This is a genomic window from Pseudomonas sp. TKO26, from assembly GCF_003225665.1.
Lineage (GTDB): Bacteria > Pseudomonadota > Gammaproteobacteria > Pseudomonadales > Pseudomonadaceae > Aquipseudomonas > Aquipseudomonas saponiphila.
The window spans coordinates 187,608-206,472 of sequence record NZ_QKLN01000007.1; the positions used below are offsets into that span (position 1 = coordinate 187,608).

The window sequence follows — 18,865 nt, forward strand, 5'->3', positions numbered from 1 at the left end:
CCGTGACCTGCCATGACTGAACAAGAGCTTCTCGCCGAACCCCAAGCGCATTACATGAACGACGCCCAACAGGGTTTTTTCCGCGATTTGCTGCTGGCCCAGCGCACTGAGCTGCAGGAACGCATCGCCGCGGAGTTCGATCAACTGCGCGAGCAGGAGCCCCACAGCGACCCCGCCGATATCGGCAGCGCCGAAGAACAGCGGCAGTGGCAACTGCGCCTGCTGGAGCGGGAAAAGAAGCTCCTGGACAAGATCGACGAGGCCCTGGAGCGCCTGGCCCGTGGTGAATACGGCTGGTGCGCCGACACCGGTGAGCCCATTGGCCTGCAGCGCTTGCTGCTGCGGCCCACCGCCACCCTGTGCATCGAAGCCAAAGAACGCCAAGAGCTGCGCGAACGCCACCAACGGGCGCTTTGACCCGCCGCGAACCTGATGAGGAAACACCCATGACCGAGCGTCTTCCCGTTACCGTGCTGTCCGGCTTTCTTGGCGCCGGCAAGAGCACCCTGCTCAATCACGTCCTGCGTAACCGCGACAACCTGCGGGTAGCGGTGATCGTCAACGACATGAGCGAAATCAACATCGATGGCAGCGAAGTGCAACGCGATGTCAGCCTCAACCGCGCCGAAGAAAAACTGGTGGAAATGAGCAACGGCTGCATCTGCTGCACCCTGCGCGAAGACCTGCTGGAGGAAGTGGGCAAGCTGGCCCGCGACGGGCGCTTCGATTACCTGCTGATCGAGTCCACCGGGATCTCCGAGCCGCTGCCGGTGGCGGAAACCTTCACCTTTCGCGATGAATCTGGCCAGAGCCTGGCGGATATTGCGCGTCTGGACACCATGGTCACCGTGGTCGACGGCAGGAACTTCCTGCTCGACTACCAGGCGGCGGAGAGCCTCGCCAGTCGCGGTGAAACCCTGGGCGAAGAAGACGAGCGTTCGATCACTGACCTGCTGATCGAGCAGGTGGAGTTCGCCGACGTGATCCTGGTCAGCAAGATCGACCTGATCGGCAGCGACGAGCGCGAGGAACTGCTGGCGATCCTGGCGCGGCTCAACGCCCAGGCGGAAATCATCCCCATGGTCATGGGCCAAGTGCCCCTGGCCAAGATCCTCAACACCGGGCGCTTCGACTTCGAACGGGCGGCCCAGGCGCCGGGCTGGCTGCAGGAGCTGCGCGGCGAGCATGTGCCGGAAACCCAGGAGTACGGCATCGCATCCACGGCGTACCGCGCCCGGCGTCCCTTTCATCCGCAGCGCTTCTTCGACTTCATCAACCGGCCCTGGGTCAACGGCAAGCTGCTGCGCTCCAAGGGCTTTTTCTGGCTGGCCAGCAAGTACCAGGAGGCGGGCAGCTGGTCCCAGGCCGGGGGCTTGATGCGCCACGGCTTTGCCGGGCGCTGGTGGCGCTTCGTGCCCAAGCAGCAATGGCCCCAGGACGAGGAAAGCACCGCAGCGATCCTGCACAACTGGACGGCGGAAACCGGCGATTGCCGCCAGGAGCTGGTGTTCATCGGCCAGAACATCGACTTCGCCCGGCTCTGTGCCGACCTCGATCTGTGCCTGTTGGATGACGAGGAAATGGCCCTGGGTGTCGAGGGCTGGAGCCTGATGACCGACCCTTTCGGCTCCTGGCATGAAGAGGAGGCGGCCTGATGCTGACCCTGAGTTCCCCGGTGACTCCACTGCGCATTCCATTGGCGGCCAAGAGTTTGCTGCTGCCTTGTGCGGTGCCGCTGGTTTCCCGGCGCACAGCCATTGGCCCGACCCCGGCGGTCCTGGCCGAAGTGCTGGACGATGAGGTCAACCTCGGCCTCTGGCAGCGCCAGTTGCCGGCGCACATCGAGGACTTTGGCCAGTTGCTGTTGTCGCTGAACCAGCCCTTGGCGGAGTCCCTGTCCCTGGAGCTGCCGGACGAGGAGGCCTCACCGAACCTGCAGGGCCTGGCATCGGGTTTCAGTGATTTGCACGGCTATGAGGGCTTTATCGCCGACGTTTCCTGGCTGGTCAGCGCCTTTGCCTGCCTGCTGGGCGCCAAGCGCGTGGGCTTGCGCCTGCGGGTTCTGGACAAGGCCATGTGCCCGCGCTTTCACGTCGACCATGTGCCGGTGCGCCTGATCACCACCTACGCCGGGATTGGCAGCCAGTGGTTGCGCGAGGGGGCGATGGATCGCCGCCGGCTGGGGCAGGCGGAGGGCGAGCCCCGGGATCCGGCGCTGATCCAGCAGATCGGCAGCGGCGAGGTGGCGCTGTTCAAGGGCGAGAAGTGGCACGGCAACCAAGGGTTCGGGCTGATCCACCGTTCGCCGCAACCGGCGCCGGGAGAGCGGCGGCTGATCCTCACCCTTGATTGGCTGGGGTGACCCGCGAGCGTTCGCGGGCAAGCCCGCTCCTGCGGCGGTCGGCGGATTTTCGTCACGACGGGGAAGGGCGTAGCATCAGCGCACAAGCTTGCGGAAGTCCTTCCATGCTGCAGAACATTCCCACCCATGTGATCGCCGGCCCGCTGGGCGCCGGCAAGACCAGCCTGATCCGCCACCTGCTGAGCCAGCGTCCGGCCCAAGAGCGCTGGGCGGTGCTGATCAACGAGTTCGGCCAGATCGGCCTGGATGCGGCCTTGCTGACTCGCGATGAAGACGGCATCGCTCTGGGCGAAGTGGCCGGAGGTTGTCTGTGCTGCGTCAATGGCGCGCCGTTTCAGGTCGGGCTTGGGCGGCTGTTGCGCAAGGCTCGGCCGGACCGCTTGCTCATCGAGCCTTCCGGCCTGGGTCACCCGGCGCAGTTGCTCAGGCAACTGAGTGTTGCGCCCTGGCAAGGCGTGCTGGCGGTGCAGCCCTGTGTGCTGGTGCTCGATGCCCAGGCCCTGGCCGCCGGCAAGCCGCTGCCCCAGGCCCAGCAGGACGCCCTGGCCAGCGCCGGTTTGCTGGTGCTGAACAAGGACGAACTGCTCAGCGACAGCGATCGGCTGCGGGTACTGGAGCAACTGCCGGACCTGCCGCTGTTCTGGACCCGCCACGCCGCCTTGCCCCTGGCCGAGTTGCCGGGCCTGGAAGTCAGCGCCGGGGCGGCGCTGGAGCAACTGGATATTCCCCAGGGACTGGCACAGTTACCGGCGTTGTGGAGCGATCCGGCGCAACCGATCTGCCTCAGTCAGTCTCAGCAGGATGGCTGGAGCATTGGCTGGCGCTGGCACCCGAGCCAGCGTTTCGATCTGGTCCGGGTCGAGCACTGGTTGCAGAACCTCGACTGGCGCCGGGCCAAGCTGGTGATCCACAGCGATCAGGGCTGGCGCTCGGGCAACGGGTTGGATAACTCACCGCTGAACTGGCTGCCCAGTGAATGGCGCCGGGATTCGCGCCTGGAGTTGATCTTCAACGCCCCTCAGGACATGGCCGCCCTGCAAGCCAGTCTTGCTGCCTGCCGCCTGTAGGCGCATCTCACTGCTTGAACTTGCGATGCTCTTCGCGCCACTGGCTCAGCTCGATCACCTCGGCGCTGGGCAGTGGCTCCTTGGCCTCGAACGGATAGGGCGCCAGTTCGATATGGGCGCTGTGGGCGCCGAACTGGGTGATGGTCCCGGCGTGGCGGGTTTCGCCGGTCACGGTGAACTCGAAGTTGTAGATCCGCGCCAGGCGCCGGCGACCATTGGCGTCCTTGACCAGGCCGATGCGCTTGAGCGCGACGTTGCCGTCCAGCAGCTCGATATCGAGTCGGGCGCAGTGCTGCTTGACCCGCTCCAGCGCCCGCTCGCGCAGGCCGTGGTTGTGCCACAGCCAGGCGGCGCCGGTCGCCAGTAGCATCAGCACAAAGATGTTTCCAAGGGTCAGCATGAAGGTTTGCTCCAACGAAGTGGCATCAGCTTAACTGCGTCTCCGGTCTGTCGTACAGGCTGCGTTTAGTCGCATACTGCGCGGCTTGAATTCCACCGGTTTTATGGAAAATCCTGCATGAAACGTACGCCCCACCTGCTTGCGATCCAGTCCCATGTGGTTTTCGGCCACGCCGGTAACAGTGCTGCGGTGTTTCCCATGCAGCGGGTCGGGGTGAATGTCTGGCCCCTGAATACCGTACAGTTTTCCAACCACACTCAGTATGGTCACTGGGCCGGAGAAGTGCTGGCGCCGCAGCAGATTCCCGAGCTGGTGGAAGGCATCGCCGCCATCGGCGAGCTGGGCAACTGCGACGCGATTCTCTCCGGCTACCTGGGCAGTGCGGCCCAGGGCCGGGCGATTCTCAGCGGTGTGGCGCGGATCAAGGCGGTCAATCCCAAGGCCCTGTACCTGTGCGACCCGGTGATGGGCCATCCGGAAAAGGGCTGCAGCGTGCCAGCGGAAGTCAGCGACTTCCTGCTGGACGAGGCGGTGGCCATGGCCGACTTGCTGTGCCCCAACCAGTTGGAGCTGGACAGCTTTTGCGGGCGCAAGCCGCAATCGCTGTTCGATTGCCTGGGCATGGCCCGTTCGCTGCTGGAAAAAGGCCCCAAGGCGGTGCTGGTCAAGCACCTGGACTACCCGGGCAAACTGGCGGAAGGCTTCGAGATGCTGCTGGTGACCGCCGAGGGCAGCTGGCACCTGCGGCGTCCGCTGCTGGCGTTTCCGCGGCAGCCGGTGGGCGTGGGTGACCTGACGTCGGGTCTGTTCCTGGCCCGGGTGCTGTTGGGCGACAGCCTGGTGGCGGCGTTCGAATTCACCGCCGCGGCGGTGCATGAAGTGCTGCTGGAAACCCAGGCCTGCGCCAGCTACGAGCTTGAGCTGGTGCGGGCCCAGGATCGGATTGTCCATCCGCGGGTGCGGTTCGAGGCCACGCCGATCGGTTTCTGATTCAAACGGCGGGCCGCTGCATCAGGCCTGCTCGGAGAACTGCACCGTTGGCGCCGGCTGCCGGAAGCCGCGGGTGTGCGCCGCCAGGTACAGCACGCCCAGGGCGAACCAGGCCAGGCCAATCCCCAGGGTCAGGGCCGAAAGGCTGGTCCACAGCCAGACGATCAGGCCGAAGCCGATCAGCGGCAGTAGGCCGTATTGCAGCAGCCGGGCTCTGGTGCGCGGCTGACCCTGGCCCAGATGGCTCTTGATCACCGCCAGGTTGACCACCGAAAACGCCACCAGTGCGCCGAAGCTGATCATCGACGCCAGGGTGGTGAGGTCGATGACCACCGCCAGCAAGGACACCAGCGACACCAGGACAATGGCCAGCACCGGGGTCTTGTAGCGCTCGGACAAGGTGCCGAACATTCGCCGCGGCAGGATGCCGTCGCGGCCCATGCTGAACAGGATGCGCGACACCGACGCCTGGGACGCCAGGGCCGAACCGGCGGCGCCGGCCACATAGGTGGCGGTGAAGAACATCTCCAGGAAGCGTCCGCCGGCGTGCAGCATCACCTCGCTGGCCGCCGAGTCGGCGTCCTTGAAGCTGCTGCCGGGGAAGGCCAGCTGGCTGGTCATGGCCAGCAGGATGAACAGCAGGCCAGCCCCCAGGGTAGTGATGACGATGGCTCGGGGGATGTCGCGGCGCGGGTCGCGGGTTTCTTCGGCCAGGGTCGATACCGCGTCAAAGCCGAGGAACGACAGGCACAGCACCGCCGCCCCGGCCATCAACGGCAGCAGCCCGCCCTGGCTGCCATCGCCAACCCAGGGCGCGCTCAGGTCCAGGCTCTCGGCCCCGGCCAGCTGACGAATCACCAGGGCCACGAACACCACCACGAACACCATCTGCGCACAGACGATCAGGTTGCTCATGCTCGACACCGAGCCGATGCCGCGAATGTTCAGCAGTGTCACCAGGCTGATGGTCGCCACCACGAAGACCCAGGCCGGCACCGCGGGAAAGGCCAGGTTGAGAAACAGACCGATCACCAGGTAGTTGATCATCGGCAGGAACAGGTAATCCAGCAGCAGCGACCAGCCGGCAAGAAAGCCGATCCCCGGCCCGAAACTGAGGCTGGCGTAGGAATAGGCCGAGCCGGCAATCGGGTATTTTTTCACCATGACGCTGTAGGAAAGGGCGGTGAAGAGCATGGCCAACAGGGTCACTACATAGGCAGCGGCCGTCCTGCCGCCGGTGATCTGGGTGACCACGCCGTAGGTGGTGAAGACGGTCAGCGGGACCATGTAGACCAGGCCGAAGAACACCAGGGCCGGCAGCCCGAGGATGCGCCGCAGGGAGGTGCCCTGGGCACTGTGGGTGAAATCGCTGGGGGCGAGGGTGGGATTGTCGGAGAGCGTATTGGCGCTGGGCATTGTTATTGTTCTCACGCGTTCGTGGGTTCGAAGGCTCCCCAAATGGGGAGTGCGCTTGTGCCTTGCCCAACGATTCTGGCAGCGGTGCCCCCGGGGCATAACTCTCTATGTGGTCAAAAAGGGATGAATGTGGCCATTCGGGATGACCGTAGAAGACTGCCTGAAGCGACAGCGGCAAAGCAGGACGAGCGCGGGAGGCTCTGCAGGGCGTGGTGATGGGACCGTCCGTGGTCCGGCTGAATCAGCGCGTGTGCCTCAAGGTCACGGGCCGTCGGCCTTGATTTCCTGGTAGCGCTTTTCCAGTTCCTGACGGATCTGCCGGCGCTGCTGGGCCTGGATATAGCGACGCTTGCCATCGGCCGTTTCCGGCTGCAGCGGCGGCACCGGGGCCGGTTTGCGCTGGTCGTCCACCGCCACCATGGTGAAGAAGCAGCTGTTGGTGTGGCGCACCGAGCGTTCGCGAATGTTCTCGGTCACTACCTTGATGCCCACCTCCATGGAGGTGTTGCCGGTGTAGTTGACCGAGGCCAGGAAGGTCACCAGTTCGCCGACATGCACCGGCTCGCGGAAGATTACCTGGTCCACCGACAGGGTCACCACGTAGCGACCGGCATAACGGCTGGCGCAGGCGTAGGCGACTTCATCGAGGTACTTGAGCAGGGTGCCGCCGTGCACATTGCCAGAGAAGTTGGCCATGTCAGGGGTCATCAATACCGTCATCGACAGCTGGGCGTTTCCGGGTTCCATAGCACGCTCACGGTTCTGGGCAGGGGTTGCTGGAGCACCTCTGCGGGTGCTGGGTTCAAGGTTTTCAAACCATCGATAACGGGACGCCGGGCCAGGCCGCGTCGTCACGCCCTGGTGGATCTGTTTCCTAATATTGCACCGCCTTTCTGCCGGAAGTCGCGGTGTTAACCTGCAAGACACCCGTTCCAGGGCTTTTTCCGACACTCCTTCAGGATTATTCCTACTGCCGATCAGAGCTTTCTAATTAGGCGATCTGCGCCGCCCCGCTTTCAAGGAGAACCCTGGCCATGCATGCCATCAGCTTCATTCAGGACCTGGCCGTGATCATGTTGGTCGCAGGCGTGGTGACCATTCTCTTTCATCGACTCAAGCAACCGGTGGTGCTGGGCTATATCGTCGCCGGCTTCCTCATCGGCCCGCACACGCCGCCCTTCGGCCTGATCCACGATGAGCAGACCATCAAGACCCTGGCCGAGCTGGGGGTGATCTTCCTGATGTTCTGCCTGGGGCTGGAGTTCAGCCTGCGCAAGCTGTTCAAGGTGGGGGCCACGGCCTTTATCGCGGCGTTCCTGGAAATCGTCCTGATGATCTGGATCGGCTATGAAATTGGCCGCTGGTTCGACTGGAGCACCATGGATTCGCTGTTCCTCGGGGCGATCCTGGCCATTTCCTCCACCACCATCATCGTCAAGGCGCTCAACGACCTGAAGATGAAGAACGAGCGCTTCGCCCAGCTGATCTTCGGCGTGCTGATCGTCGAGGACATCCTCGGCATCGGCATCATCGCCTTGCTGTCGAGCATCGCGGTCAGCGGCACGGTGAGTTCCGGCGAGGTGTTTTCCACGGTCGGCAAGCTCTCGTTGTTCATGATCGTGGCGCTGGTGGTCGGCATTCTGCTGGTGCCGCGCCTGCTGGCCTACGTGGCCAAGTTCGACAGCAACGAGATGCTGCTGATCACCGTGCTGGGGTTGTGTTTCGGCTTCTGCCTGCTGGTGGTCAAGCTGGAGTACAGCATGGTCCTGGGGGCCTTCCTGATTGGCGCGATCATGGCCGAATCCCGTCAGTTGCTGAAGATCGAGCGCTTGATCGAGCCGGTTCGCGATCTGTTCAGCGCGATCTTCTTCGTCGCCATCGGTCTGATGATCGATCCGCAGATCCTCCTGCAATACGCCTGGCCGATTGCGGTGATCACCGTGGCGGTGGTCCTGGGCAAGCTGTTTTCCTGTGGTATGGGGGCCTTTATCGCTGGCAACGACGGCCGAACTTCGTTGCGCGTGGGAATGGGCCTGTCACAGATTGGCGAGTTTTCTTTCATCATCGCCGCCTTGGGCATGACCTTGCAGGTCACCAGCGACTTTCTCTACCCGGTGGCGGTGGCGGTGTCGGCCATGACCACCTTGCTCACGCCCTATCTGATCCGCGCTGCCGATCCTTTGTCGTTGAAGTTGGCGGGGGTTGTGCCCCAGCGCCTGAGCCGGGTGCTGGGGATGTATGGCGAGTGGCTGCGCAGCATCCAGCCACAGGGCGAGGGCGCGCTGCTGGCGTCGATGATTCGCAAGATCCTGCTGCAAGTGGGGGTGAACCTGGCGCTGGTGGTGGCGATCTTCTTTTCCGGCGGTTATTTCGCCAGGCGTATTGGTGCTTACCTGGAGGGCTGGGTCAGTGATCCGAGCTGGCAGAAGGCGTTGATCTGGGGCGCAGCCCTGCTGCTGTCGCTGCCATTCCTGATCGCCGCCTATCGCAAGCTCAAGGCGCTATCGATGCTGCTGGCGGAGATGGGGGTCAAGGCGGAAATGGCCGGGCGCCATACCCAGCGGGTGCGTCGGGTGATCGCCGAGGTGATCCCGATCCTGTCGCTGCTGGTGATCTTTCTGCTGTTGGCGGCGCTGTCGTCGAGCATCCTGCCGACGCTGGAGTTGCTGGTGCTGATTGCGGTGGTGGCGGCGGCGGTGGCCGCGGTGCTGTGGCGCTGGTTCATCCGTGTGCACACGCGGATGCAGGTGGCGTTGATCGAAACCTTCGATCACAGCAAGGACAACGGCGGGCATTGACCTTGCCGCTCGCCAGCAGGGCGCTGGCGAGCCTGTTCATGCCTGGCGTCGGCTCAGCTTTCCAGCCAGACGTCCCGCGCCCAGTGCCACACCGATTCCCAGGATTCCTCGGTGATCAGCTCTTCTTCGCCGGACCACAGCACCACGGTGCCGTCTTCCTCGACGCAGTAGTAATCGTCGCCGTCCTGGCAGATCGGGATCAGCTCCCGCGGCACGCCCATGTCCCAGGCGGTCGCGGCCACTTCCGGCAGGTAGGTGTGGGATTGCGGGTCGGTGACGGTGACCGGCTCCAGGCTGCCGTAAACCACATCGCTGACGGTCAACAGGAACTCTTTGAAGACGAACGGGATATTGATGAACAGCTGTTCCTCAATTTCCACCAGCAGGTCTTCGTCCGGCAGTTCCAGGGGGACGGGTACCGGTTCGTTGGCTTCTCGGAGTTGTTCGATGACTTCTTCCACGGCCTGGGTCCTCTTAGCTCTATGGCGCGGTTGTTTGACGGCGGTTTATACAGTAGCTCGCTGTAAGTGCAATCGTGAAATGCAAAACCCCGACTTGAGTCGGGGTTTTGCCTTACTGCTGTGACAACGGCATGAATCAACCGTTCTGGCGGATACCTGCCACCAGCCATGGCTGGTTGTCGCCCTGGGCACGTTCCATGTTCCAGCTTTCGCTGAACACTTCGCCCTGGTCGAAGCGCGAGGTCTTCGACACACCGCTGAAGGTCAGGGTGGCGATGGTCTTGTCGGCGCGGTCATCCACGCCTTCCAGCTGCACTTGCAGGTTGTCGATGTAGGTGGACTGGAAGCCGTCGCCCAGATCGGCACGTTCCTGCTTGAGGAACTGCAACATCTGCGGGGTCACGAACTCGGCGATCTTGTCCATTTCATTGGCGTCCCAGTGTTGCTGCAGGGACTGGAAGTGGTTGCGCGCCGCTTCAATGAAGCTTTCTTCGTTGAACCAGGCCGGAGCGTTGATCACCGGACGCGCGGCAGGAGCTGCCGAGCCACCGAAGATCGAGCCGCCAGCCGGTTGCTGAGGTTCGAATGCCTCGCGCTGCATGGGCGCGTGGCCTGCCGGAGCGAACTGCTCCTGCTGCTTGCGACGACGCGCGGCGATGAAGCGGAAGATCACGAAGGCAATGACCGCCATGATCAGGATGTCGAAGATCTGCATGCCCTGGAAGCCGCCGCCCATGAACATGGAGGCCAGCAGGCCACCGGCGGCGATGCCGGCCAGAGGGCCGAGCCAGCGCGAAGCGCCACCGGCCTTGGCCGCGGCACCTGCAGCACCGGCTGCGCCAGCGGTGGCGGCAGCGGCAGGCGCGCCCGGAGTGGCGGGGGCCGCCTGGCGAGCCTGGTGGGTCGGGGCAGCGCCGGCGCTTTTGCCGCCACCGAAGCGCTTGGCGTTGGCGTCGAGGCTCATCGTCAGGCCGATGCACAGCGCCATGGCGATGCTAAGAAAACGTTTCATAAAGGGGGTTCCCATTTGTGGATGGCACGCGCGCCATATTGCACAGGTGAAGTGTCAGTGGCGAGCGGCATAATGTTTCGGGCTTTTGCCTGAAAGGCTCGGTTCAGCTCCGTTCGCCGGCATGCTCGCCGATAGGCTTTTTGTCCTCAAGGACGCGGCTTTGGTTCAATCCCGCCGCCGTTCAGCGACGCAGTGCCAGCAGCACCACGCCGGCGGTGATCAGGCCGATTCCGCCCCACTGGCGCAGATCGAGTTTCTCTCCCAGCAAGGCCACGCCGATGAGGGCCACGAACACCACGCTGAGCTTGTCCACCGGTGCTACCAGGGAAGCCGGGCCGAGTTTCAGGGCGCGGAAATAGCACAGCCAGGAGGCCCCGGTGGCCAGTCCCGACAGCAGTAGGAACAGATAGCTCTTGGTGGAAATCGATCCCAGGGACTGATATTGGCCCGTTGCGTACAAAATCAAGGCCAGGCTGACCAGTACCACCACGGTGCGCAGCAGGGTGGCGAAGTCTGAATTGACGTTTTCTATCCCGACTTTGGCGAAGATCGCCGTCAAAGCCGCGAAAGTTGCCGAGAGCAGCGCCCAGAATGTCCACGAGGAAAAAAAGCCTGAACCCATGTTCGCGCTGCCTTTCTGCACTGACTGTAGGAGCCGGCTTGCCGGCGAAGAGGCTCTTCGCCAGCGAGATTCGCCGGCAAGCCGGCACCTACGGACCGTTTGGGGTTAGATGGCTTCCAGCTTGGCGTAGCCGAGCATCAGCCATTTGCTGCCTTCGCTGAAGTTGACCTGGACTCGGGCCTGGGCGCCGGCGCCTTCGAAATTGAGGATTACGCCGTCGCCGAACACTGAGTGGCGCACCGCCTGGCCGAGACTCAAGCCGGTGTCCGGAATCTCGCTGCCGCCGAACAGGCTGCTGGTGCTTTGCGACTGGCCACCGCCGAAAGGCCGGCTGACGCTGTTGGACAGGCGTACTTCCTGAATCAGCCCCTTGGGCACCTCGCGGACGAAGCGCGACACCTTGTTGTAGGTTTCGCTGCCATATAGACGACGGGTTTCCGCATAGGTCATCACCAGGTTCTGCATCGCCCGGGTGATGCCGACATAGGCCAGACGGCGTTCTTCCTCAAGGCGGCCGGGCTCTTCCAGGCTCATCTTGTGCGGGAACAGGCCTTCTTCCATGCCCACCAGGAACACGTAGGGGAACTCCAGGCCCTTGGCGCTGTGCAGGGTCATCAGTTGCACGCTGTCTTCATGCTCGTCGGCCTGGGTATCGCCGGCTTCCAGGGAGGCGTGGCCGAGGAAGGCCGCCAGCGGCGTCAGGTCTTCGTCTTCTTCGCTGTTCTCGAAGTTGCGCGCGGCGCTCACCAGTTCCTCAAGGTTTTCCACCCGGGCCTGGCCTTTCTCGCCTTTTTCCGCTTCGTGGTAGGCGATCAGCCCGGACTGTTCGATGACGGTCTGGGTCATCAGGTGCAGGGGCATTTCCAGGGTCTTGGCGGCGAGGTTCTCGATCAGTTCGATAAAGGCCCCGAGGGCGCCCGCGGCGCGACCGGTCAGGCCTTTATTGGCCACCAGCTGGCGCATGGCCTCCCACATTGATACATCGCTGTGGCGCGCGTGTTCGCGGATGGCTTCGACGGTTTTTTCGCCGATGCCCCGGGCCGGAACGTTGATCACCCGCTCCAGGGCCGCGTCGTTGCCACGGCCTTCCAGCAAGCGCAGGTAAGCCATGGCGTTCTTGATCTCGGCCCGCTCGAAGAAGCGCTGGCCGCCATAGATGCGGTACGGAATGCGCTCGCGCAGCAGGGCCTCTTCCAGCACCCGGGACTGGGCGTTGGAGCGGTAGAGAATGGCGATGTCGCTGCGGGCCAGGCCAGTCTTCAGCGCGCTCTCGATGGTTTCCACGACATAGCGGGCTTCATCGTGCTCGTTGAAGGCGGCGTACAGGTTGATGGCTTCGCCATCGCCGCCGTCGGTCCACAGCTCCTTGCCCAGGCGTCCGGTGTTGTTGGCGATCAGGGCATTGGCGGCCTTGAGGATGCCGGCGGTGGAGCGGTAGTTCTGCTCCAGGCGGATCACTTCGGTGTCCGGGAAGTCGGCGGAATACTGGTGAATGTTCTCGATTTTCGCCCCGCGCCAGCCGTAGATCGACTGGTCGTCGTCGCCCACCACCATCAGGCTGTCGCCACCCTTGGCCAGCAGTCGCAGCCAGGCGTACTGCACGGCGTTGGTGTCCTGGAACTCGTCCACCAGCACGTGGCGGAAGCGCTTCTGGTAGTGCGCCAACAGGCCGGGGTGGTCGCGCCACAGGTCCAGGGCCCGCAGCAACAGCTCGGAGAAGTCGATGACCCCGGCGCGCTGGCAGGCGGCCTCGTAGGCTTCATAGATGCTGCGCATGGTGGCCAGGAACAGGTCGCCACTGGCCTGGATATGTTGCGGGCGCAGGCCTTCGTCCTTCTGCCCGTTGATGAACCACTGGGCCTGGCGGGCTGGCCAGCGTTGCTCGTCCAGGCCCAGCTCGCGGATCACCCGCTTGACCAGGCGTTGCTGGTCGTCGCTGTCGAGGATCTGGAAAGTCTGGCTCAGGCCGGCTTCCTGCCAGTGGGCCCGCAGCAGGCGGTGAGCCAGGCCGTGGAAGGTGCCGACCCACATGCCCGCCGGGTTGATGCCCAGCAATTGCTCGATGCGGTGGCGCATCTCGGCTGCGGCCTTGTTGGTGAAGGTCACCGACAGGATCGAGTGGGGCGAGGCGTTCTCGACCTGGATCAACCAGGCGATACGGTGCACCAGCACACGGGTTTTGCCGGAGCCAGCACCGGCCAGGACCAACTGACGACCCACGGAGGCGGCTACGGCCTGGCGTTGGGCATCGTTGAGGGAGTTCAACAGGAGGGAGAGATCATCGCGCATCGGGGCATTCTAGGGGGCCGCGCCACCCCGGGCAAACCCGGCTTTGCATTAGCCGATAAAACAACCGCGGGTGACGACCGGTCGGTCATGGGTCGCAGCCTTTGGCGCTTCAAGTCCGGGCTGTTGCCCCGTGGATTGATGGGGGATCGGTTTTATCGAATTTATGACTTGGAGCAGTTTGGCTCGCGCCTTTGCTTGTGTATGCTCCGCCGACGTTTCAGGCTCAACCATTATAAGAACACTGCCTATGACTCATGATTCCGACCTGTCCGGACCCTTGGTGGAACCGCGGGTTATTCTTCTGCGCTACGCCGTCGAGATGGCGGTGGAACGCACGCGTCTGCTGTATCAGGGCTCGCTGCTGCCGACGCTGTTCATGTTGCTCAACGGCCTGGTGTGCACCTGGCTGCTCTGGAGCCCGGCGCGCTATTTGTTGCTCAGCGTGTGGATGGTCTGGCTGTTGGCCCTAGTGGCGTTGCGGGTGATCCAGGTGGCGGCCTTCGACTCGGCAATCCCCAGCCGCCAGGCGCAGCCGGTCTGGCAGCGCATGTTTCTGCTGGGGTCGACGGTCAGCGGCCTGACCCTGGCCTGCGCCGGCATCGCTCTGGTGCCCACCGACAGTTTTCTCCAGCAGGCCTGGGTCTTCGGCCTGATCGGCGCGGCCATTCTTTCGGCCAGCGTGGCCTATGCGGTCAGCCTGCAAGCCTTTCTTTCCTTCACCTTGCCTTGCCTGCTGCCGGCGATCGCCTACCTGTTCTGGGGTGGCGACGAGCAGCAGCGTGGCTGGGGCTGGCTGGGGCTGATTCTCCTGGGGTCCCTGAGCGTGGTGGCCTGGCAGGTCAATCGCCTGATCCAGCGTGGCTTGCTGCGACGCTTTCAGAATCAGGCCTTGATCGAGCACCTGCAGGACGCCCAGAGCCGCAGCAACCAGCTCAACCGCGAGCTGGCCCGGGAAGTGGAGCAACGCCGCCGCGCCGAGGAGCAATTGCGCGAGGCCCAGGCCGGACTGGAACACCGGGTGGCTCAGCGCAGCCTGGAGCTGGACGCGGCCAACCAGGCCCTGAGCAAGAGCGAGGCGCGTCTGGCCCTGGCCCTGGATGCCAGCGAACTGGGCTTGTGGGACTGGAACCTGCAGACCGACGAGGTCCATCACACCCAGCTCAAGGAGCTGTTCGGCCTGGAGCCGGAAGACGTCACGGCGATGCTCAGCCACCTCAAGCCGCGTCTGCATCCCGAGGATCTGCCGGTGCTCAAGCGTGCCCTGGTGGAGCACCTCAAGGGCCGCAGCGAGGACTATCAGGTGGAGTACCGGGTGCGCCATGGCGATGGCCGCTGGGTGTGGGTCGAGGACCGAGGTCGAGCGGTGGAGCGCAGCCCCGGCGGACGGGTGCTGCGCATGGTGGGCACGCGGCGCGATATCAGTGCCGACAAGGAGCTGGAAGTGCAGCGCGACCTGGCCGCCACGGTGTTCGAGGCGGCCAGCGAAGGGATTGTCATCCTTGACCCCGATTACGCCCTGATCGCCGCCAACCAGGCCTTCAGTCTGGTCACCGGCTATCAGGTCGAAGACATGCTCGGGCGCAATGTGGTGGAGCTATCCTGCAGCCGCGACGCCCGTCGTCACTACCCAATGATCCATCAGGCCCTGGAGCAGCACGGCAGCTGGCAGGGCGAACTGGTGGAAACCCGCAAGAACGGCGAGCTTTATCCGCAGTGGCTGCAACTGAATGTAGTGCGCGACAGGCGGGGAAAAGTCCGGCATATCGTGGGCTTCTTCGCCGATCTGTCGGCCCGGCGTGAATCCGAGGAGCGCATGCGCTACCTCACCCACTATGACGAGCTCACCGGGCTGGCCAACCGCTCGCTGTTCCGCGAGCGCCTGCGCGAGGCCCACCAGCGGGTGCGCCAGGGCAGCCGCAGCCTGGCCTTGCTGCACATCAATCTGGATCGCTTCAAGCTGCTCAATGACAGCCTCGGCCATGAAATGGCCGACCAACTGTTGCAGAAAATGGCCCGGCGGCTGGTCAACGCGCTGCCGGAAGCCGACACCATCGCGCGCTTGTCCGGGGACGAGTTCGCCGTGCTGTTCGATGCCTACGGCAGCCTGTCGAGCCTGACCCGGGTGGCGACCCGCTTGTTGAGCAAGTTGCGCCTGCCGATCACCGTTGAAGGCCACGAGTTGGTGGTCAGCGCCTCCATTGGCATCAGCATGCTGCCGGACAGCGCCAGGGAGGTCGCCGCCCTGGTCAGCCAGGCGAACATGGCCATGGCCCACGCCAAGCACCTGGGTGGCAACAACTTCCAGTTCTATACCGAAAGCCTGCAAGCCAGCACCCTGGAGCGGCTGCAACTGGAGAACCAGTTGCGCAAGGCCATCGAAGAACACCAACTGATGGTCTTCTACCAGCCCAAACTGTGCCTGGCCACGGGCCGCCTGAATGCCGCCGAGGCGCTGGTGCGCTGGGACCATCCGATCATGGGCCGGGTGCCGCCGGGAGACTTTATCGGTCTGGCGGAAGAAACCGGGCTGATCGGCCCCATTGGTGAATTCGTCTTGCGCCAGGCCTGCCGGCAGGCCTGTGAATGGCAGCGCCAGGGCCTGGAACCGATTCGGGTGTCGGTCAACCTGTCGGTGTATCAGTTGCGCCAGGGCAAGCTGGTTAGCCTGGTGCGCCAGGTGCTGGAGGAAACCGGCCTGGAGCCGCACCTGCTGGAGCTGGAACTGACCGAAAGCCAGTTGCTGGACAGCGTCGAGCACATCATCGCCACCTTCCGGCAACTACGCGCCCTGGGGGTGAAGCTGGCGATTGACGACTTCGGCACCGGCTACTCGTCCCTGAGCTACCTCAAGCGGATTCCGGTGGACTACGTGAAGATCGACCAGGCCTTTATCCGTGGGCTGGCCGATGGCGGCGAGGATGCCGCGATCACCCGGGCGATCATTGCCATGGCCCACGGGCTGTCGCTGAAGGTGGTGGCCGAGGGCGTTGAAGAACCCGGTCAACTGACGTTCCTGCGGGCCGAACACTGCGATGAAGTGCAGGGCTATCTGATCAGTCGTCCGGTGGACGCCGAAGGCCTGGCGCTGCTGTTGCAGGCCCAGGCGCGCTAGCCTTCATGGGCATGCGCCAGAACGGCTACATAAGTCGTACCCGGCTGAAAATGGGGGGTAGGCCGGCAACTTCGTGATGCATTGAGCAGGCAAAAAGACGATTCCTGTAGTATAACTACAAGCCTGCTACATCTCCGGCGTCAGCCAATAACAATGAGTCCAGCCCTTTGAACCTGTTGCAGCACATCGCCCAGTCACGTCATTTGTTACGCAAATCGGAACTCAAGGTCGCCGATCACGTGCTCCTTGATCCGGCGGCGGTGATGCACAGTTCCATGGCGGATCTGGCCCACAGCGTGGGCATCAGCGAACCGACCATCGTGCGCTTTTGCCGAGCCATCGGCTGCTCCGGTTTCCAGGACCTCAAACTCAAGCTGGCCCAGAGCCTCGCCGCCGGCGCCAGTTTTGGCCAGTTCGCGATTCATGAAGACGATTCCGTCGCCGACTACAGCCTGAAGATCTTCGACACCACCCTGCACACCCTGATGGAGGTTCGCGAGAAGCTCGATCCGGTGGCCCTGCAGCAGGCGGTGACCGCCATGTCCCAGGCCCAGCGCGTGGAGTTCTACGGCTTTGGCGCCTCGGGCGCGGTGGCGGCGGATGCCCAGCACAAGTTCTTCCGATTGCTGCTGACCGCGGCGGCCTATTCCGACCCGCACATGCAGGCGATGTCGGCAGTGACCCTCAAGCCCACCGACGTGGCGATTTGCATTTCCCAATCCGGGCGCTCCAAGGACCTGCTGATCACCGCCAACCTGGTGCGTGAAAGTGGCGCCTCGCTGATTACCCTGTGCCCGAGCCAGACGCCTTTGGCCGAGCTGTCCACGGTCAACCTGGCCATCGACGTGCATGAAGACACCGAGATCTACACCCCGCTGACCTCGCGTATCGCCCATCTGGTGGTGATCGACGTGTTGGCGATGGGCGTGGCCATGGCTCGTGGCCCGAGCCTGGTGAACCACCTCAAGAGCGTCAAGCGCAGCTTGCGCAGCCTGCGCCTGTCGCCCAAGTCGGTCAAAGCCCTGGACGATTGAGTTTCTCTGGCCGGTGATGAGGCCTCAGGGTTGTGCATCGCGCTGACGGACGCCTTCGCTGGCAAGCCAGTTCCTACAGATAGGTAGGCGCTGTGAATGTTCATCGTCCTGTAACCGACCCGCCGCCAAAACGTAACCGCCGACGTCCATCGTGAAGCTTCCGTACTCGCATTGGGAGACTCGAAATGGCCCGGCCTTACGAAGAGAGCAACAGCGCCGTCAAGACCCGTCGTCAGCAGGAAGACCAGCGCCGCATGGAGTTTCGGCGTGCGATCGAACACCGCTTCGAGCTGCGTCAGTTGCAGCAGGAAATCAACGATTACCCCGAGCTTGAGGCGGTCAATTACTGGCAGGCGGCACCCGCGGCTTCCCGTCGAAGCGTTCAACCAGCCCGCTGATCTGTACCCGTTCGCTGCGGATGAATCCCAGGAACGCATGCGCTACCGGTGACAGGCGTTTGGCTTTGGCCTGTACCAGGCACCAGCTGCGCAGCAATGGCAGCTCTTCGACCGGCAACTCGATCAAGCCGCCGGTCGCCAACTCAAGGTTCAGGGCGTGGCGCGTCAGCAAGGCCACGCCCAGGCCCGCCCGCACGCACTCGCGCTGAGCCTCGGCCGATGACACTTCGAGAATCTGGGTGAAGTGCACGCGCTTCTCCTTGAAGTACTCCTCGCAGGCCAGGCGCGTGCCCGAGCCCGGTTCGCGCAGCACCAGGGTGTAGGGCTCCAGGTCCTGCAGGCGCAGCGGGCCCATGTGGCTCAGGGGATGATCCGGTGGCGCTACGGCAACGATGGGGTTGTTGAGAAACGGCAGGAATTCCAGCTCCATGTCCTGGGGCACCATGGACATGATCACCAGGTCGTCGCGGTTGTCCGAGAGTCGGCGGATCACCTGGGCGCGGTTGACCACGGTCAGTTGCAGGTGGACTTCCGGATGCTGGCGCTTGAAGGCGGCGAACAGGTGCGGGACGAAATACTTGGCGCTGGATTCCACCGCCAGCTTGAGCTGGCCCTGCAGCGAACCCTGCATGTCCGAGAGCTGCATGTCGAGGTTTTCCAGGCGTCCGAAGATGTCCCGGCTGGCCCGTTGCAGGGCTTCGGCGGCTTCGGTCATGTAGAGCTTCTTGCCGACGTAATCGAACAACGGCTGGCCGATCAGTTCCTCCAACTGACGGATCTGCAGGCTGACTGCCGGCTGGGTGAGATTCATTTCATCGGCGGCGCGGCTGTAGGAGCGCAGATCACAGACTTCATTGAAAATCTGCAACTGACGCAATGTCAGTCTCATCAAGGACTTACGCAT

Annotated in this window: 17 protein-coding genes; 9 read left to right on the forward strand and 8 right to left on the reverse strand. The window is 63.7% G+C overall.

All coding sequences use genetic code 11. The features are described from left to right. Nucleotides 1-12 precede the first annotated feature (12 nt). From dksA to DNK59_RS13140, 4 genes are all read left to right on the forward strand, one after another. On the forward strand, nucleotides 13-417 hold the full coding sequence (gene dksA / locus DNK59_RS13125) for an RNA polymerase-binding protein DksA (RefSeq protein WP_092317894.1): 405 nt from the start codon (nucleotides 13-15) through the stop codon (nucleotides 415-417). Nucleotides 418-446: 29 nt separating this feature from the next. After that, nucleotides 447-1,655, forward strand: a complete 1,209-nt coding sequence (zigA, locus tag DNK59_RS13130) for a zinc metallochaperone GTPase ZigA (protein WP_110723460.1) — start codon at nucleotides 447-449, stop codon at nucleotides 1,653-1,655. Next, a complete protein-coding gene (locus DNK59_RS13135; protein ID WP_110723461.1) occupies nucleotides 1,655-2,362 on the forward strand; it encodes a DUF1826 domain-containing protein in 708 nt (235 codons plus the stop codon). Before zigA ends, DNK59_RS13135 begins: the two co-directional genes overlap by 1 nt. 104 nt (nucleotides 2,363-2,466) lie before the next feature. Then, the gene (locus tag DNK59_RS13140; RefSeq protein ID WP_110723462.1) at nucleotides 2,467-3,429 is read left to right on the forward strand and encodes a GTP-binding protein; all 963 of its coding nucleotides are present in this window, start codon (nucleotides 2,467-2,469) and stop codon (nucleotides 3,427-3,429) included. A 7-nt stretch (nucleotides 3,430-3,436) separates the two neighbouring features. Here the strand turns inward: DNK59_RS13140 and DNK59_RS13145 are convergent, their stop codons facing one another. Beyond that, nucleotides 3,437-3,829: a DUF3301 domain-containing protein gene (locus DNK59_RS13145; protein ID WP_092317882.1), complete on the reverse strand. Its 393-nt coding sequence runs from the start codon at nucleotides 3,827-3,829 to the stop codon at nucleotides 3,437-3,439. A gap of 117 nt (nucleotides 3,830-3,946) precedes the next feature. On the opposite strand from DNK59_RS13145, the gene pdxY reads away from it, so the two are divergent. Then, complete coding sequence (gene pdxY / locus DNK59_RS13150; protein ID WP_092317879.1) at nucleotides 3,947-4,819, forward strand: pyridoxal kinase PdxY; 873 nt, start codon at nucleotides 3,947-3,949, stop codon at nucleotides 4,817-4,819. Nucleotides 4,820-4,840: 21 nt separating this feature from the next. On the opposite strand, the gene DNK59_RS13155 is transcribed toward pdxY, so the two are convergent. Together DNK59_RS13155 and DNK59_RS13160 are read right to left on the reverse strand one after the other, a co-directional pair. Next, nucleotides 4,841-6,235: an APC family permease gene (locus DNK59_RS13155; RefSeq protein ID WP_110723463.1), complete on the reverse strand. Its 1,395-nt coding sequence runs from the start codon at nucleotides 6,233-6,235 to the stop codon at nucleotides 4,841-4,843. A gap of 261 nt (nucleotides 6,236-6,496) precedes the next feature. After that, entirely contained in the window at nucleotides 6,497-6,982 is a 486-nt protein-coding gene (locus DNK59_RS13160) for an acyl-CoA thioesterase (protein ID WP_060841804.1), read from the reverse strand. A 287-nt stretch (nucleotides 6,983-7,269) separates the two neighbouring features. On the opposite strand from DNK59_RS13160, the gene DNK59_RS13165 reads away from it, so the two are divergent. Next, complete coding sequence (locus tag DNK59_RS13165; RefSeq protein WP_092317874.1) at nucleotides 7,270-9,033, forward strand: cation:proton antiporter; 1,764 nt, start codon at nucleotides 7,270-7,272, stop codon at nucleotides 9,031-9,033. A gap of 53 nt (nucleotides 9,034-9,086) precedes the next feature. Here the strand turns inward: DNK59_RS13165 and DNK59_RS13170 are convergent, their stop codons facing one another. From DNK59_RS13170 to uvrD, 4 genes are all read right to left on the reverse strand, one after another. Further along, nucleotides 9,087-9,494 carry an SMI1/KNR4 family protein gene (locus DNK59_RS13170; protein ID WP_007927598.1) on the reverse strand — a complete coding sequence of 136 codons (408 nt, stop codon included), beginning with the start codon at nucleotides 9,492-9,494 and terminating at the stop codon, nucleotides 9,087-9,089. Nucleotides 9,495-9,630: 136 nt separating this feature from the next. Continuing rightward, nucleotides 9,631-10,506, reverse strand: a complete 876-nt coding sequence (locus DNK59_RS13175) for a Tim44 domain-containing protein (protein ID WP_110723464.1) — start codon at nucleotides 10,504-10,506, stop codon at nucleotides 9,631-9,633. A gap of 181 nt (nucleotides 10,507-10,687) precedes the next feature. Then, entirely contained in the window at nucleotides 10,688-11,128 is a 441-nt protein-coding gene (locus tag DNK59_RS13180; RefSeq protein WP_110723465.1) for an EamA family transporter, read from the reverse strand. Nucleotides 11,129-11,233: 105 nt separating this feature from the next. After that, the gene (gene uvrD, locus DNK59_RS13185) at nucleotides 11,234-13,417 is read right to left on the reverse strand and encodes a DNA helicase II (protein ID WP_092317864.1); all 2,184 of its coding nucleotides are present in this window, start codon (nucleotides 13,415-13,417) and stop codon (nucleotides 11,234-11,236) included. A gap of 247 nt (nucleotides 13,418-13,664) precedes the next feature. Between uvrD and DNK59_RS13190 the strand changes: the two genes are divergently transcribed. From DNK59_RS13190 to DNK59_RS13200, 3 genes are all read left to right on the forward strand, one after another. Continuing rightward, the gene (locus DNK59_RS13190; RefSeq protein WP_092317861.1) at nucleotides 13,665-16,529 is read left to right on the forward strand and encodes a bifunctional diguanylate cyclase/phosphodiesterase; all 2,865 of its coding nucleotides are present in this window, start codon (nucleotides 13,665-13,667) and stop codon (nucleotides 16,527-16,529) included. Between the two features lie 167 nt (nucleotides 16,530-16,696). Beyond that, on the forward strand, nucleotides 16,697-17,563 hold the full coding sequence (gene hexR / locus DNK59_RS13195) for a transcriptional regulator HexR (RefSeq protein WP_011064325.1): 867 nt from the start codon (nucleotides 16,697-16,699) through the stop codon (nucleotides 17,561-17,563). Between the two features lie 185 nt (nucleotides 17,564-17,748). After that, nucleotides 17,749-17,961: a PA3496 family putative envelope integrity protein gene (locus DNK59_RS13200; protein WP_016966283.1), complete on the forward strand. Its 213-nt coding sequence runs from the start codon at nucleotides 17,749-17,751 to the stop codon at nucleotides 17,959-17,961. Here the strand turns inward: DNK59_RS13200 and DNK59_RS13205 are convergent. Continuing rightward, entirely contained in the window at nucleotides 17,903-18,865 is a 963-nt protein-coding gene (locus DNK59_RS13205) for a LysR family transcriptional regulator (RefSeq protein WP_060845023.1), read from the reverse strand. The two genes, DNK59_RS13200 and DNK59_RS13205, sit on opposite strands and share 59 nt — an antisense overlap.